The organism is Clostridium sp. Cult1, from assembly GCF_021655095.1.
GTDB lineage: Bacteria > Bacillota > Clostridia > Tissierellales > Tepidimicrobiaceae > Schnuerera.
On record NZ_PPXW01000001.1, the window covers coordinates 1,826,982 to 1,843,314 of the forward strand.

Annotated in this window: 16 protein-coding genes; all 16 read left to right on the top strand. The window is 32.9% G+C overall.

Annotation, left to right across the window (positions count from 1 at the left end):
* The first annotated feature begins 351 nt into the window (after nt 1-351).
* A complete protein-coding gene (gene pdhA / locus C3E89_RS09070; RefSeq protein ID WP_236912266.1) occupies nt 352-1,434 on the top strand; it encodes a pyruvate dehydrogenase (acetyl-transferring) E1 component subunit alpha in 1,083 nt (360 codons plus the stop codon).
* 1 nt (nt 1,435) lies between these two features.
* Nucleotides 1,436-2,416, top strand: a complete 981-nt coding sequence (locus C3E89_RS09075) for an alpha-ketoacid dehydrogenase subunit beta (RefSeq protein WP_236912268.1) — start codon at nt 1,436-1,438, stop codon at nt 2,414-2,416.
* A gap of 15 nt (nt 2,417-2,431) precedes the next feature.
* Nucleotides 2,432-3,727 (top strand): dihydrolipoamide acetyltransferase family protein, encoded by a 1,296-nt coding sequence (locus tag C3E89_RS09080; protein WP_236912270.1) that lies wholly within the window; start codon nt 2,432-2,434, stop codon nt 3,725-3,727.
* Between the two features lie 20 nt (nt 3,728-3,747).
* A complete protein-coding gene (gene lpdA / locus C3E89_RS09085; RefSeq protein ID WP_236912272.1) occupies nt 3,748-5,127 on the top strand; it encodes a dihydrolipoyl dehydrogenase in 1,380 nt (459 codons plus the stop codon).
* Between the two features lie 238 nt (nt 5,128-5,365).
* On the top strand, nt 5,366-5,671 hold the full coding sequence (locus C3E89_RS09090) for a hypothetical protein (RefSeq protein WP_236912274.1): 306 nt from the start codon (nt 5,366-5,368) through the stop codon (nt 5,669-5,671).
* Between the two features lie 118 nt (nt 5,672-5,789).
* A complete protein-coding gene (gene moaA / locus C3E89_RS09095; protein WP_236912276.1) occupies nt 5,790-6,746 on the top strand; it encodes a GTP 3',8-cyclase MoaA in 957 nt (318 codons plus the stop codon).
* Nucleotide 6,747: 1 nt separating this feature from the next.
* Nucleotides 6,748-7,221 (top strand): cyclic pyranopterin monophosphate synthase MoaC, encoded by a 474-nt coding sequence (gene moaC, locus C3E89_RS09100; RefSeq protein WP_236912277.1) that lies wholly within the window; start codon nt 6,748-6,750, stop codon nt 7,219-7,221.
* Nucleotides 7,222-7,247: 26 nt separating this feature from the next.
* Nucleotides 7,248-7,679: an MOSC domain-containing protein gene (locus tag C3E89_RS09105; RefSeq protein ID WP_236913459.1), complete on the top strand. Its 432-nt coding sequence runs from the start codon at nt 7,248-7,250 to the stop codon at nt 7,677-7,679.
* Nucleotides 7,680-8,138: an MOSC domain-containing protein gene (locus tag C3E89_RS09110; RefSeq protein WP_236912279.1), complete on the top strand. Its 459-nt coding sequence runs from the start codon at nt 7,680-7,682 to the stop codon at nt 8,136-8,138.
* A gap of 5 nt (nt 8,139-8,143) precedes the next feature.
* Nucleotides 8,144-9,490 (top strand): sigma-54 interaction domain-containing protein, encoded by a 1,347-nt coding sequence (locus tag C3E89_RS09115; RefSeq protein ID WP_236912281.1) that lies wholly within the window; start codon nt 8,144-8,146, stop codon nt 9,488-9,490.
* A 174-nt stretch (nt 9,491-9,664) separates the two neighbouring features.
* On the top strand, nt 9,665-11,497 hold the full coding sequence (locus tag C3E89_RS09120; RefSeq protein WP_236912283.1) for an aldehyde ferredoxin oxidoreductase family protein: 1,833 nt from the start codon (nt 9,665-9,667) through the stop codon (nt 11,495-11,497).
* Nucleotides 11,498-11,581: 84 nt separating this feature from the next.
* Nucleotides 11,582-11,806, top strand: coding sequence for a MoaD/ThiS family protein (locus C3E89_RS09125; RefSeq protein WP_236913460.1), 225 nt, complete (start codon nt 11,582-11,584; stop codon nt 11,804-11,806).
* 131 nt (nt 11,807-11,937) lie between these two features.
* Entirely contained in the window at nt 11,938-13,680 is a 1,743-nt protein-coding gene (locus C3E89_RS09130; RefSeq protein ID WP_236912284.1) for an ABC transporter ATP-binding protein, read from the top strand.
* A 49-nt stretch (nt 13,681-13,729) separates the two neighbouring features.
* Complete coding sequence (locus C3E89_RS09135) at nt 13,730-15,490, top strand: ABC transporter ATP-binding protein (RefSeq protein WP_236913461.1); 1,761 nt, start codon at nt 13,730-13,732, stop codon at nt 15,488-15,490.
* A 78-nt stretch (nt 15,491-15,568) separates the two neighbouring features.
* Nucleotides 15,569-16,039 (top strand): HAD family hydrolase, encoded by a 471-nt coding sequence (locus C3E89_RS09140; protein WP_236912285.1) that lies wholly within the window; start codon nt 15,569-15,571, stop codon nt 16,037-16,039.
* Nucleotides 16,040-16,100: 61 nt separating this feature from the next.
* Nucleotides 16,101-16,333, top strand: a 233-nt coding sequence (locus C3E89_RS09145) for a chromate transporter (protein WP_236912287.1), incomplete at its 3' end; no start/stop codon positions are given.

The following is a 16,333-nucleotide window of genomic DNA, read 5'->3' on the forward strand; positions in this document are numbered from 1 at the left end:
ATTTTTAGAGATAAAAAAGTAGGATATGGAAATGCTATGGAAACCTTTGGATTCTGTACAGTTGTTTATGATGATTGATTTTTTCAATTCATTAGTATTGCAGGTTTAACTATAAAATAAAGCTAAATAAATTTTAGATAACTGGTATAATTTAATTTTAAAATTATACCAGTATTTTTTATGCCTCAATCTCATTCTCTTTAAGTATAAAAAGAATCATTGTTCACAAAATATCATTGTGTTTAAAAAAAGAAATTTTGGCAATATATATACTGAGAATGATTATCAAATTCAAAATAAAACTTGTCAAAACATTTATATAGAATTTAATCCATAAAAGGAGGTAAAAACATGCGTTTTGAAGATTATAATCCATTGGAAGATAAACACTATAATATTTTAGATTCTAATGGTCAAGTGATTACGGAAGAAAATATTCCTTCATTTTCAGAGGGAGAATTATTATACCTTTACAGAACTATGTTATTTAGTAGAATTATCGATGAAAAAACCCTATCCTATCAAAGACAAGGCCGTATGTTAACCTATGCACCCAATATAGGGCAAGAGGCTACTCAAGTAGGAAGTGCTTATGCTATGGAAAAGAATGATTGGTTGGTTCCATCTTTTAGAGAACTAGGGGCATGGTTGGTTAAAGGTGTGCCGCTAAAAAACATATTCCTCTACTGGTATGGTAATGAGTGGGGAAGCCATATGCCAGAAGGAGTAAAGGCATTACCTGTTTCAGTTCCTATTGCTTCCCAATTACAACATGCTACGGGTATTGGTATGGCTAATAATATAAAAGGTGAAAAGGATGTAGTGGTAGCTTATGTTGGAGACGGAGGAACATCTCAAGGAGATTTCCACGAAGCATTAAATTTTGCTGCTGTATTTAAAGCTCCTGTAGTATTCATCATCCAAAACAATCAATACGCTATTTCTGTTCCAAGGAAAAAACAAACCGCTAGTAAAACCCTTGCACAAAAGGCAATTGGTTATGGCATGCCTGGAATTTTAGTAGATGGGAATGACATATTTGCAGTATATTCTGCAACAAAGGAAGCTGTAAAACAGGCAAGAAAAGGTGAAGGGCCAACATTGATTGAAGCCTTTACCTATAGATTAGGAGCTCATACTACTTCTGATGACCCAACTAAATACAGAGAAGATGAAGAAGTAGAAAAGTGGAAAGAAAAGGATCCTATACTAAGGTTTAAAAAGTATCTCCAAAATAAAGGAGTACTAACAGAAGAATGGGAAGAAAAAACAAAGAAGGAAATAGAAAAAGAAGTAACATCAACCTTTGAAGAAATAGAGGATAAATCGGATACTTTAGTTGAAGACATATTTAAATATCATTATGAAACTATGCCTCCACATTTAGAGGAACAATTAGAGGATTATAAATCTTTTTTAGAAGGAGGTAAATAAGATGGCTAACAAGTTGAATATAGTTGAAGCCGTAAACCAGGCTCTTATGAATGAAATGGAAAAGGATGAAACCATAGTAGTTTATGGTGAGGACGTAGGGATTGAAGGAGGAGTATTTAGAGCTACAGTAGATTTACAGAAGAAATTTGGTAAAAAAAGGGCCTTTGATACTCCCCTTGCTGAATCTGCTATTGTAGGTACAGCTGTAGGTATGGCTATTAATGGGTTAAAACCAGTTGTTGAAATGCAATTTATGGGTTTTTCCTATCCTGCCTTTAACCAAATAATATCCCATGTGGCAAGAATGCGTAACAGAACTAGAGGACGATATACGCTTCCAATGATAATACGGGCTCCTTATGGTGGAGGTATAAGGGCTTTAGAGCATCACTCTGAGAGTACTGAAGCATTATACGCTCATATTCCAGGATTAAAGGTAGTAATACCTTCTACCCCTTATGATACTAAGGGTTTACTCATAGCAGCTATTAGAGATCCAGATCCAGTAATATTTTTAGAGCCAAAACGAATCTATAGGGCTTTCAGACAAGAGGTTCCTGAAGAAGCTTATGAACTGCCGATTGGGAAGGCAAAGGTGGTAGAAGAAGGGGAAGATATTACTATAATAACCTGGGGTGCTATGGTAAGAGATGTACAAAAAGCTAGTGAGATGGTTAAGGATAAGGGAATTTATCCTGAGGTTATAGATTTAAGGACTATTTCTCCAATGGATAGAGAGAGTTTTATAAACTCCGTTAAAAAAACAGGAAGGGCAATTATAGTTCATGAAGCTCCGAAGACTTTAGGAGTGGGAGCTGAAATTGTATCTATTATAAACGAAAAGGCCTTCCTATATTTAGAAGCACCCCCAACTAGAATAACGGGTTTTGATACTACTTTCCCATTACCAAGGGGAGAAAAGCATTATATTCCATCTCCTGAAAGAATTGCAAAGACTATAGAAGATGTGATGAAATTTTAGGGAGGAGGTAATGAAATGAAATTTGAATTTCGGTTTCCAGATATAGGTGAAGGTATTGCGGAAGGAACCCTTATAAAATGGTTGGTAAAAGAAGGTGAAGATATAGAAGAAGGTCAATCTGTGGCTGAAGTAGAAACGGATAAAGTAACTACAGAAATACCTTCCCCAAGAACAGGAAAGGTTTCAGAGCTAAAAGCAGAAGAAGGAGATGTGATCAATGTAGGAGATGTATTTATTACCATAGACATTTTAGGAGATATTGACGAAGTAGATAAAAAGGATGAATTACCTGATAAGAATGAAGTGGTAGAAGAAGAGACAGCTGGAGTGGTAGGTGAAGTAATAGCTTCTTCAGAAGAAATTCCACCGAGTACAGAAGGACAAGGGGATTTTTCTCAAGAATCGAGAAAAGTAAAAGTTCTTGCTACACCTGTTGCACGGAAAATGGCTAAGGATTTAGGAGTAGATATTTCTAAAGTAAAAGGTACAGGACCAAGCGGTAGAGTTATGAAAGAAGATATTAGAAAAGCCAAAGAAGCCATGGTTAAATCTAAAGAGGAAAGAAAGATACCTGAATTAGGCCATAAAGAAAGGATTTTAATAGAAGATGAAAGGATAGAGAGAATTCCTCTTACTAGAATAAGAAAAACTATTGCAGAACAGATGGCAGCCTCTAGATTTACAATACCCCATACCACTGCAATGGATGAAATAGATGTGACTGAACTATATGAATTTAGAAAAAAATATAAAGAAAGATTAAGAGAGGAAGAGGTTAACCTAACCTTCTTACCATTTATTCTTAAAGCAGTAATCACAGCATTAAAAGAATTCCCTGAATTTAATTCTTCTTTAGATGAGGAAAATGATGAGTTAATATTAAAACATTTCTATCATATTGGTATAGCTACTGATACAGATAGAGGTTTGATGGTTCCTGTATTAAGGAATGGAGACAAAAAAAGTATAGTGGAAATTGCCAAGGAAATAGAAGATTTAAGTAGTAGGGCTAAAGATAATAAAATTGAACTTCGTGAACTAAAAGGTAGTACTTTTACTATAACTAATTATGGTTCTATAGGTGGTCAATTTGGGATTCCAATCATCAATTATCCTGAATCTGCTATTTTGGGCATAGGCCGTATCGTTAAAAAACCTATTGTAAAAGATGATGAAATTGTTATTGCTAGAATGTTACCTTTATCCTTATCCTATGATCATAGAATAATTGATGGAGCTAGTGGGGCGAGGTTTTTAAATCTACTATCAGAACTCTTGAAGGATCCAGAAATACTGTTATTGAAATCATAGAAAGGATTGAAGGTGATAATATGAATAAATATGACCTTATAGTTATAGGAGGAGGCCCTGGAGGTTATGTGGCTGCCATAAAGGCAGCCCAACTTGGGGGTAAGGTTGCAGTAGTTGAAAAAGAAAAGCTTGGTGGAGTATGTTTAAACTGGGGTTGCATACCTACTAAAACTTTATTAAAAACTGCTAAATTGTACGAAGATATATTAAGAGGAGAAGAATTTGGGATTGTTGGCATTGACAATTCAGATGTAAAGGTAGATTGGAACCTTTTATCTAAACGGAAGGATAAGGTAGTAAAAAAATTAGTATCTGGCATATATATGCTCTTTAAGAAGAACAAAGTCGATCTTTTTGAGGGCATGGGAAAGGTTTTAGATAAAAATAAGGTTGAAGTCAATGGAGAGGTTATAATAGGTGATAATCTTATTATAGCAACGGGAGCTAAGGATAATTTACCACCTATTGATGGTTTAGAAACTGTTTTAGAATCAGGAAAGATTATTAATAGTAAAGGAGCCTTACAGTTAGAAGAAATCCCTAAAGATTTAGTGGTAATCGGTGGTGGAGTTATAGCTGTAGAATTTGCTACTCTATTCAATTCTTTAGGTTCAAAGGTAACATTAATACAAAGATCGAGTCGTATATTGTCTTCTACAGAAAAGGAAATGGCAACTACATTACAAAAATATCTTATTAGAAAAGGGATAAATATAGTAACGGATACAAAATTAAAGTCAGTAACGGAAGATGGAGTTTTAATAGACCATAAAGGAGAAGAAAAGCTATTTAAAGGGGACAAATACCTTATATCCCTAGGATTAAAACCTCAGTTAAAGGGAATAGAAAATTTAAACCTAGAGTTGGATTCCAAAGGATTCGTAAAAACCAATGAAAGAATGGAGACTAATATAAAAGGAGTTTATGCTATTGGTGACTTAAATGGTAAATTTGCTTTAGCTCATGTTGCTTCTGCAGAGGGAATAGTAGCTGCAGAGAATATTATGGGGAGGGATAGTACTATGAACTACAATATAGTTCCTTCCTGTATATATACATTCCCTGAACTTGCTTCCGTTGGATTGACAGAAGAAGAAGCTAAAGAAAAGGGATATGATATTACAGTAAGCAAATTCCCATTAGCTGCCAATGGTAAAGCATTGGCAGAAGGAGAAACCTTAGGTTTTGCTAAGATAATATCTGATAATAAATATGGAGAAATTCTAGGAGTTCATATTATGGCTAGCAACGCAACAGATATGATTTCAGAGGCTATAGTTGCAATGCAAATTGAAGGTACGGTTTATGATGTAGCAAAAGCAATACACCCTCATCCTACCCTGTCTGAAATAGTTATGGAAGCGGCCTTTGGTGCCGTAGATAAACCTATACACATCTAAGGTTATTCTGTAAGAGAAGTTAGGTTACAAAAACCTAGCTTTTCTTTTTGCTATTCGTACCGTTTTTAGTACCATTCGTACCATTTTTAACAAATGCCAGGTTAAATATGATATTGTAATAAATAATAAAAGATAAATTTGTATTTATATTTTAAAATTCTAAATAAATCTGTCACAAATTGATTGCTAATTTTGTTATATATTATGAAGGGTAAACAAAGAGACGAGGGATAAGCCAATGATAACGGATACTAAAAAATTAGTAATAATTTATATTATTATTTTGATACTTATTTTATGGATAAGTGGAATCATACCAAAACAAATAGGAAAGATTGCTGCAATAAATTATGTTAAGAAAAACTATCCTGATAAAGATTTGATGTTTTTGAATATTGACTACTCTCCTATTCATGAAAGCTATTTTGCTTCTTTTAAAGCTTTAGATGGTAGAGTATATAATTTTGAACTATATACCAAGTATTTACCCGTAACTGTTTGGTTTGATCCTTTTAGTCTAATAGAAGGACAAAGTCTATCTTAAATTATAGAAAAACTGTAAAAAGCTGTTCTAAAATTATGTTTTGGAACAGCTTTTTATTGTGATATAATGATGATAATATTCTTTAAAAGTTTGCAAACTAAGGAAGAAGGTGGATGCTATGAAGGATTCATTTGGGAGAGATATAACTTATTTACGTATATCTGTAACGGATTTATGTAATTTAAGATGCAAATACTGTATGCCGGAAGAAGGAATAACTAAAGTTCATCATAGAGATATATTATCCATTGAAGAAATAGAAGAAATAGCAAAAGTCTTTGTAAAATTAGGAATAAATAAGATAAGACTTACTGGTGGAGAGCCTTTATTACGATCTGGTATATTGGATATTGTTGAAAGGATTGGTAGACTAGAGGGATTAAAGGATTTTGCCATGACTACCAATGGAATATTATTAAAGAAATATGCTAAGGAATTAAAAGCTAGAGGCTTAAAAAGGGTTAATATAAGTTTAGATACATTAGATGAAGATAAGTATAACAATATAACTAGAATTGGAAAGTTAAAGGATGTATTAGAAGGGATTGAAGCTATCAGAGAAGTAGGCCTTACTCCTATTAAGGTTAATACAGTTCTAGTAGGTGGATTTAATGATGATGAAATAGTAGATTTAGTGAGGTTGACGGAAAAAGAAGATATAGACATAAGATTTATTGAATTAATGCCTATAGGAGAAGCTATAAAATATGAATCAAAATATTTTATATCCAACCAAATGGTATTAGAAAAAGTACCTGAACTAATTTTAACGGAAAGAAAAGATATATCTTCTCCAGCCGTTTATTATAAATTACCTAATGCTAAAGGAAGAATTGGATTGATAAATCCAGTATCTTGTAAATTTTGTGAATACTGTAATAGGGTTAGACTTACAGCACAAGGTAAATTGAAATTATGCCTTCATTCCAAGGATGAAATAGATTTAAAGGAAGCTTTAAGAAAAGGACAGGATATAGAGAAAATAGTAATAGATGCTATAGGACAAAAACCAGAATCTCATCATTTGGAAGATGGAGAATATGTGTCTAAGAAAATGTATCAAATAGGAGGTTAAAATGGAATTTACTCATTTTAATGAAGAGGGTAGAGCTCATATGGTAGAAGTAGGAAATAAAGAAGATACTAAAAGGGTAGCTAAGGCTTATGGAAGGATAAAGATGAAAAGAGAGACTATACAGTTAATTAAAGATGGGTTGATAAAAAAAGGAGATGTATTATCCGTAGCTCAAATAGGAGGTATTATGGGTTCTAAGAGGACTAGTGAACTTATCCCCATGTGCCATAATATCTTTATAACAGGATCTAATATCAGGTTTAATATACTAGAGGATGCCATAGAAATAGAATCAGAAGTAAAAACCATAGGTAAGACGGGAGTAGAAATGGAAGCCTTAACAGCTGTATCCATAGCTGCTCTCACTATATATGATATGTGTAAAGCAGTAGATAAAGGTATGATAATTGAAGATATTAAATTATTAAGAAAATCAGGTGGCAAATCTGGCGAATATGTTAGGGAAGAGGATTAATAGGAAGAGGTGTCTATATGAAAACAATTGGTAAGGTAATTGATATAAATATATCTGAAAAAAAGGGTGTAGTTAAAAAACCTATAGAACAAGGAGTTTTTATTGAAGATTATGGGTTGGAAGGAGATGCCCACGCAGGAAAATGGCATAGACAAGTTAGTTTACTTGGAATAGAAAGCTTTAAGAAGGTAGAAGAGTTGGGCATAGAAGGTTTGAACCATGGAGATTTTGCCGAAAACATAACTACAGAAGGAATAATATTATATGAACTTCCCATTGGGACTAGACTTAAAATAGGTGAAACTATTCAAGAGGTAACCCAAATAGGAAAGGAATGTCATGTAGGTTGTGCTATTTCAAAAAAAGTGGGCAAATGTATAATGCCTAAAGAAGGCATATTTACAAGAGTTATAAAAGGCGGAGTAGTTAAACCAGGAGATAGTATAGAGGTGCTTTAGATGGAGGTAAAATCTCTATTTATAAAGAGGGAAAAAGGTGGGAACATTGAGAGGATTGAAGAAGGTTTCTTTAAAAGAGAAAAAGGTTTAGTTGGAGATATTAATGGAATAGGTGGAGATAGACAAGTTTCCATTGCTACCAGTAGAGTTAGAAAATATATAGAAGAAGGGAAATCCAAAGGGATTTGTGTAAAAAGATTTTATGAGAATATAACAATTGAAGGATTAAATATAGAAGAACTTTCTATAGGCCAAAGGGTTATTATAGGTGAAACCATACAAGAAATAACTCATATGGGGAAAAGGTGCTTTCCTGAGTGTAATCTATTTATTTCAAATAATCCATGCCCCTTGTTTAAGGAAGTATTATTTACTAGAGTATTAAAAGATGGAATTGTAAAAGCGGGAGATAAAGTGGGTATAATGAATTATAACAACACAGATGATGGAGTTAGGTGATAAACATGGATTATAAAGAATATGTGAATAATATTTTAAAAAATATACCTTTAGGAATTGCTATTACAGGTATAGATGGATATGTTAAAAATGCAAACGATCAATTATTAAATATGTTTGGTTATAAATTAGCAGAAGTAATGGGAAACCCCATATCCAACTTGTTTAAATATCCAGATAGAGTAGAAAAACTGTTGCAGAAAGGGAGAAGTATAATAGAAGAAGAAGTATATGTTAAGGCAAGGACGAATAAGATTAGGTTTAACGTATCAGCATATCCTATTCATGGGATTGATAATGAAAAAGTTGATATAATATATATTTTTAACGAAATAAAAAAGGAAAGAAAATTAGCTAACAAGATAATAGACAATAAAGCAATTTATACTTTCGATAAAATTATATCTCAAGACAAAAATTTCAATAGATTAATCTATTTTGCTAAAGAGATAGCAGATTCAAAATCTACTATACTTATTACAGGAGAATCAGGTACTGGGAAAGAAGTATTTGCACAATCCATACACAATTATAGTAATAGAAGAGATAAACCTTTCGTCGCTATCAATAGCGGTGCTATTCCTAAAAGTTTAATTGAATCTGAATTATTTGGATATGAAGAAGGGGCTTTTACTGGTGCAAAGAAGGAAGGCAGGCCTGGAAAGTTTGAAATAGCCCATGGAGGAACTATATTTTTAGATGAAATAGGAGAGATGCCTTATGATATGCAGACTAGACTTTTAAGAGTAATTGAAGAAGGGGTAGTTTCTAGAATAGGTGGACTAGAGCAAAAAGTTGTTGATGTAAGGATAATAGCAGCCAGTAATAGAGATTTAAAAGAAGAAGTGGAAAAGGGTAATTTTAGAAAGGATTTATTCTATAGATTAAATGTATTACCTATAAGGATTCCACCTTTAAGGAGAAGAAAAGAAGACGTTCCCTTATTAATAGATTATTTTATGGAGAGAATTTCTAATAGGCTAAACAAGAAAAAGATTCTCATATCTGAAGAAAAATTAGATGAACTAATGGACTATGATTGGCCAGGTAATGTTAGGGAATTAGAAAATTTTATTGAGTTGTCAATAAACTTAGGTTATATACCAAATGGAGAAGAGGATGAAGATGGTCTACAATTAAAGGGGCTAAAGGAATATAAATATGAAAATCTAATGTTAGATTATATGGAAAAAAAACATATAATAAAGGTATTGAAAATTTTTTCTTGCAATATTACAAAATCAGCAGAGGCCCTTGGTATTGGTAGAAATACCCTTTATAGGAAGATGGATAAATATGGGATAGATTGCTCCGAACTTGAACGGTGTCCCGTTATGGAACGAAGTAAATAAAGATATTTGCTCTATTATGGAACATTTATTATTAAAGCCTTGATATAAGCTTGATATCAAGGCTTTTAATTTTTTGGCATAACTTATGCATTATCTATATTGTGTAGGCAAAGAGTTGATGCTGATAAGTAAAATTATTTAAAGCTCTTATAAATTAATAGGGAGGTATGAAATATGAGTGGATATATGGGGAAGATATTAAGAGTAAATCTAACGGACAGGACTGTGAAAGTAGAACCATTAGATTTAAAAGTAGCACAGAAGTATCTAGGATCTAGAGGTCTTGGGGTAAAAATTATGTTGGATGAAGTTCCGGCTAAAGTAGACCCCTTTAGTGAAGAAAACAAAATTATAATAGCAACTGGAGCTTTAACTGGGGCACCTGTTCCTACTAGTGGAAGGTATATGGTTATAAGCAAATCACCTTTAACAGGAACTATTGCTATAGCTAATTCTGGTGGATATTGGGGACCTAAATTTAAAGCCACAGGTCATGATGCCATAATTTTCGAGGGCAAGGCCGATAAACCAGTATATCTATATATTGAAGATGATAAGATAGAAATAAAAGACGCTTCCCATATATGGGGTAAAACCGTATCAGAAGCTACAGAAATTATTAAAGAGGACCATGAGGGGGCTAATGTATTATCTATAGGTCCTGCAGGAGAAAAATTATCTTTAATGGCGTCTATAATGAACGATCTAGATAGAGCTGCTGGTCGTGGGGGTATAGGTGCAGTAATGGGTTCTAAAAACTTAAAAGCAGTTGTAGTAAAGGGAAGCAAAAAAGTTTCTTTATTTGATGAAGAAAAGGTTAAGAAAGTTTCATCAGAAAAGATTAAAATATTAAGGGAAGATCCAGTAGCAGGAGGAGGGCTTCCATCCTATGGTAGTGCTGTATTAGTAAATATAATTAATGAATCTGGAGTATTGCCAGTAAGGAATTTCCAGAAATCCTATACAGATAATGCAGACTTAATATCTGGAGAGACTATGACTGAAAAACATTTAGTAAAAAAACAGGCTTGTTTCAGATGTCCTATTGCTTGTGGTAGAGTAGTTAAACTAGCCGATGGCTCAGTAGTTGGAGGACCTGAATATGAAACTGTATGGTCCTATGGTGCAGACTGTGATGTATATGATTATGATGCTATAAATGAAGCCAATATGCTTTGTAATGACTATGGTTTAGATACTATCTCGGCAGGTGCAACTATAGCTGCGGCCATGGAACTTTATGAAAAAGGGTATATAAAAGATGAAGATATAGAAAAAGATGGTTTAAGTTTAAATTGGGGAGATGCAAAAGCTATAGTAGGATGGACCAAGAAGATGGCATTAAGAGAAGGATTTGGAGATAAATTAACTGACGGTTCCTATAGGTTGGCGGAATCCTATGGAGTGCCGGAATTATCTATGTCAGTTAAAAAACAAGAATTACCTGCTTATGACCCAAGGGGAGTTCAAGGGCATGGTATTACCTATGCAGTTAATAATAGAGGAGGATGTCATATAAAAGGATATATGATAAGTCCTGAAATACTAGGTTATCCAGAAAAATTAGATAGATTATCCTTAGAAGGAAAAGCAGCTTATGCTAAGGTCTTCCATGATTTAACTGCTGTAATAGATTCTATAGGTCTATGCGTATTTAGTACCTTTGGTTTAGGGTTACCTGATTATGTAGATATGTATAACGCAGTATGTGGAGATATATATGATGCTGACTCTTTACTAGAAGCTGGAGAAAGGGTATGGAATTTAGAAAAATTATTTAATCTAAGAGAAGGAATAGATAGTTCCCATGATACTTTACCAAAGAGATTGTTGGAAGAACCTGTAGTAAATGGACCTACAGAAGGACATATACACCATCTTGATAAATTACTTCCAGAGTACTATGAAGTAAGAGGTTGGGATGAGAAAGGGATACCAACAGAGGAAACATTAGAGAGATTAGGTCTTGAAGAGTATAAGAAGTATTTGGGTTTAGCTAGCAAGTAATAAAAAGCTCCTTTGGGAGCTTTTTATTTTGTTGATAGGTTTCAGCTATTTACTATATAATAATATCGAGGAGGTGTTATAGTGATTAAGGTTGAAGTTAGGTTGTTTGCCTATTTTAGAGAAGGAAGATGGAAAAAGAAGACTTTAGAATTTGAAGAAGGGACTACTCTTTCTGATATTGTTAAATATTTGAATATAGCTGAAGAAGAAGTAAGTATACTTTTACTCAATGGGATAGATGGTCCTGCTAGTCGTCAACCTAAAGATGGAGATATTGTATCACTATTTCCACCTGTAGGTGGAGGTTAAAATATTCATATTTATCAAAGATTGCTTAGGCAATCTTTTTTTATATAAAATATAATTGATCTAATTATACTTCGAGGGTCTAAACAATATGATATAATAAAGTATAATAAATAGTTATTGAGGAGAAGTCTATGAATCTTAACTATCTAAAAAAATATATTAATAGGTATAAAAGAGAATATTTTATAGCCGTTGCGTTTATAGTCCTTGAAACTATAGTAGATGTAGTTAATCCTACCATTATGTCAATGATAATTGATAAAGGGGTAAAAAATAAAGACATGGATTATATCTTGAAATTAGGAGGATTAATGATTGCCATTACCTTTATAGGGGCTATATTTGCAATCATTAGGAATATAGTTTCGTCTAAAGTATCTCAGAGTTTTGGTGCTGATTTACGGGAAGATTTATATACAAAGGTACAGGGTTTTTCCTTTGATAATATAGATAAATTTCAAGATGCCTCTTTGATTACCAGGCTTACCAATGATGTAAATCAGATACAAAATTTTTCTCATGGCATGATGAGGATCTTTGTCAAATCTCCTGTTCGTCTAATTGGGGCTATAATAATGGCGTTTTTATTGGATTTCAATATGGGCCTTATATTAATTGGCACCATTCCAGTAGCTGGACTAATTATATTTTTAAATCTTAAAATATCCTACCCCACATTTAAGAAAATGCAAATTGCCTTAGACAAGGTTAATGGAGTTATGAGGGAGTATCTAGCAGGTATTAGAGTGGTAAAGGCATTTAATAGATTTAATTATGAAAGACGTCGTTTTAAAGATGTAAATGATAATTTAAAGGAAAGGACCCTTAAAGGTATGAGAACAGTAGCAGTTTTTAATCCTTTAGTTGGGTTAATAGTAGATATAGGTATTGTGATTATCTTATGGGTTGGAGGAATTAGAGTAAACAATGGTAATCTAGAAGTTGGAAAGGTTATGGCTTTTATCAATTATATGTTATTGGTACACTTTTCACTTAGAATGATGACAAGAGTGTTAAATATGTTTATAAGGGCTAAAGCATCAGCAGAAAGGGTAGGAGAGGTATTTATAGAAGAGAATACTATATTGGAAAGAAGAAAGCCTATTTCTATAAATAAAGCTAAGGGACAGATTGAATTTGAACATGTTTACTTTAAATATTATTCAAACAGTAAATATGTATTGGAAGATATAAACTTTGCCATTAATCCCGGGGAAACATTAGCTATAATTGGCTCCACTGGTTCTGGAAAGACCTCCTTAGTTAATTTAATACCTCGATTTTACGATGTAGATAGAGGAAAAGTAAAGGTTGATGGCATAGATGTAAAAAAAGTTGATATTAGCAAATTGAGAGAAAATATTGGCATGGTAACTCAAAAACCCTTATTATTTACTGGTAGTATAATGGATAATATAAAATGGGGATGTGAAGAAGCCACTTATGAGGATGTGGTAAGGGTTTCTAAGATTTCAAAGGCTCACGATTTTATAATCTCTTTTAATGAAGGATATAATACATATCTAGGTCAAGGAGGAGTAAATTTATCAGGTGGTCAAAAACAGAGGATATCAATAGCTCGGGCTCTAATAAGAAATCCTTCCATATTAATTTTAGATGATAGTACCTCAGCAGTAGATATGATAACAGAAAAGAAGATTAGACAAGGATTAAATGAAAATTTAAGAAATACTACAACTATATTAATTGCTCAAAGAATAACATCAGTAATGGATGCAGATAAAATAATTGTTATGGATAATGGTAGAATAGTAGGACTAGGAACCCATGTAGAACTTATAGGTAGTTGTCAAGTATATAAGGATATTTGTCATTCACAGATTGGGAAGGGGGCTGCTGACATTGGACCCTAGACGTAGAAGAAGGGGATTATCAGGTATTGCTGGTGGCAGGCATGTCATTATGCCTACTGAAAAACCAAAAGATATGAAAGATACTTTAAAAAGACTTTGGAAGTTTTTTCAGGAGGAGAAAAAAGAGTTAATAATAATATTTTTATTAATTCTAACATCTGTAGGATTAACTTTATTGACCCCTTTTTTAATAGGTAAGGCTGTAGACACAATAGCTCCTGGCCCATATCTTGTAGAATTTAAAGATTTAAAATTCTATGCTTTAATCTTATTATTTGTATATATATTTAGTAATGGACTTGTATTTTTGCAGGAATATATGGTTTCTGGAATTTCCCAAAGAATAGTTCACAAGATAAGAGAAGGATTATATGAGAAACTTCAATCTCTGCCAATTATATTTTTTGATGCCAATACCCACGGAGAAATAATGAGTAGATTATCTAACGATGTTGATAATATAAGTATTACCATATCCCAATCTACTGTACAGCTTATGACTTCAGTAGTTAATATACTAGGTTCCCTAGCCATGATGATATATTTGAGTAGACTAATGACTTTAGCCAGCCTAATAACTGTACCAATGGTATTTTTATTAACTAAGATTATAGCTCGAAGAACAAAAGTTCTATTTGTTGAGCAGCAGAGGGTCTTAGGCAAGCTAAATGGTCATATAGAAGAATCTATATCGGGGATACATGTAGTAAAGGCCTTTAATAATGAAAATACAGTTATAGAACAGTTTAAGGAACAAAATAATCAATTAAGGGATGTAGGTGTTAAAGCACAGATCTGGTCAGGGTTTCTTATGCCCTTAATGAATGTTATAAGCAATTTTGGTTTTGCAGTAATTTCAATATTCGGTGGAACTCTAGCTGCTAAGGGAATTATTTCTGTAGGTGTAATAGCTAGTTTCATATCCTACTCAAAACAGTTTACACGACCTCTAAATGAACTGGCAAGTACTTTTAATACTTTGCAATCAGGTATAGCAGGGGCTGAAAGGGTTTTTGAAATACTTGATGAGGAAGAAGAAAGGAAGGATAAGGAAAATGCAATTGAAATAGAGGAAATCAAAGGATATGTTGAGTTCAAAAATGTATCCTTTGAATATAAGAAGGGTGAAAAAGTATTAAATAACATATCTTTCAAAATAGATTCGGGAACCAATGTGGCTTTAGTAGGACCTACTGGGGCTGGTAAGACTACCATAGTAAATTTACTCTCTGGGTTTTATCAAATCCCTAGTGGAGAGATATTAATAGATGGAGTAAATATACAGGATTATAAAAAGGATAGTCTACGAAGGATATTTGGTATGGTTTTACAGGATACTTATCTTTTTTCAGGAACTATAAAAGAGAACATTAGATATGGTAGATTAGATGCTACAGACGAAGAAATAGAAAAAGCTGCTAAAATGAGTAGAGCTAGTGAATTTATAGAAAGGCTTCCCAAGGGTTACAATACCCTTCTAATAGAAGGAGGAGTGAATTTAAGTCAAGGGCAGAGACAATTATTAGCCATATCAAGAGCTATATTAGCTGATCCTTCAATATTAATATTAGATGAAGCCACCTCTAGTGTAGATACTAGAACTGAACTTAAAATACAAGAGGCTATGATAGGTCTAATGAAGGGGCGAACCACCTTCATAATTGCCCATAGACTATCAACTATTAGAGATGCAGACATAATTATGGTAATAAATAATGGACAAATAGTAGAGAAAGGTAACCATGCTCAGCTCATAGAAAGAAAAGGAGCTTATTATAATCTCTATAGAAGCCAGTTTATGAATATATAAGTAGGTATAGTATAATGTTGGAAATCCATAGGGCTATAGGTAAAGAATATATGGTTAAGTTAGAATGGAGGTAGTACCATGTTAATATATGAAATACCTGGTAGAGAGGATATAAAAATAGAGAATGTTGTTCTTGACTATAATGGAACTATAGCAATAGATGGAAAATTAATAGAAGGAGTCGAGGAGAAATTATCAAAGTTAAAAGATCATGTAAACATATATATTCTTACTGCAGATACCTATGGAACGGTGGAAAAAGAATGTAAAGAAATTTATGCTGAGGTTTTAACATTTCCTAAAGAGAATGCAGGAGAATCTAAAAATGATATAATTAAAGAATTAGGTGGAGAAAATACCCTATGTATAGGGAATGGGTTTAATGATATACCTATGTTCAAAGAATCCATTTTATCCATAGCGGTTATAGAAGGAGAAGGAGTTTCAGGAAAATTATTGATGCAGGCTGATATTGTTACTAGGTCCATAATAGATGCATTAGAAATAGTATTAGACAAAAACAAAATGAAAGCCACTTTAAGAAACTAATAGAAGTTTTTAGAATTCCTCCTTTGGGTACTATATAATAGAAGCCTAAAGGAGGGATATTTTGAAAGAAATTAATTATAATAGTTTAAGTATAAGGGAAAAGGTGGAAAGGCAAAAGGAGATAATTAGAGTATTTTTGAGATTAGGCTTCTTTGCTTTTGGTGGACCGGCAGCTCATATTGCCATGATGGAAGGAGAAATAATAAATAAAAGGAAATGGATTAACCATGATAAATTTATGGATTTAATTGGAGCTACTAATTTAATCCCTGGTCCTAACTCAACAGAAATTGC

Bases quoted from the DNA above. Each gene is read 5' to 3' on its own strand.
- pdhA (WP_236912266.1), top strand. From the start codon at position 352: ATGCGTTTTGAAGATTATAATCCATTGGAAGATAAACACTATAATATT.
- C3E89_RS09075 (WP_236912268.1), top strand. From the start codon at position 1,436: ATGGCTAACAAGTTGAATATAGTTGAAGCCGTAAACCAGGCTCTTATG.
- C3E89_RS09080 (WP_236912270.1), top strand. From the start codon at position 2,432: ATGAAATTTGAATTTCGGTTTCCAGATATAGGTGAAGGTATTGCGGAA.
- lpdA (WP_236912272.1), top strand. From the start codon at position 3,748: ATGAATAAATATGACCTTATAGTTATAGGAGGAGGCCCTGGAGGTTAT.
- C3E89_RS09090 (WP_236912274.1), top strand. From the start codon at position 5,366: ATGATAACGGATACTAAAAAATTAGTAATAATTTATATTATTATTTTG.
- moaA (WP_236912276.1), top strand. From the start codon at position 5,790: ATGAAGGATTCATTTGGGAGAGATATAACTTATTTACGTATATCTGTA.
- moaC (WP_236912277.1), top strand. From the start codon at position 6,748: ATGGAATTTACTCATTTTAATGAAGAGGGTAGAGCTCATATGGTAGAA.
- C3E89_RS09110 (WP_236912279.1), top strand. From the start codon at position 7,680: ATGGAGGTAAAATCTCTATTTATAAAGAGGGAAAAAGGTGGGAACATT.
- C3E89_RS09115 (WP_236912281.1), top strand. From the start codon at position 8,144: ATGGATTATAAAGAATATGTGAATAATATTTTAAAAAATATACCTTTA.
- C3E89_RS09120 (WP_236912283.1), top strand. From the start codon at position 9,665: ATGAGTGGATATATGGGGAAGATATTAAGAGTAAATCTAACGGACAGG.
- C3E89_RS09130 (WP_236912284.1), top strand. From the start codon at position 11,938: ATGAATCTTAACTATCTAAAAAAATATATTAATAGGTATAAAAGAGAA.
- C3E89_RS09135 (WP_236913461.1), top strand. From the start codon at position 13,730: ATGCCTACTGAAAAACCAAAAGATATGAAAGATACTTTAAAAAGACTT.
- C3E89_RS09140 (WP_236912285.1), top strand. From the start codon at position 15,569: ATGTTAATATATGAAATACCTGGTAGAGAGGATATAAAAATAGAGAAT.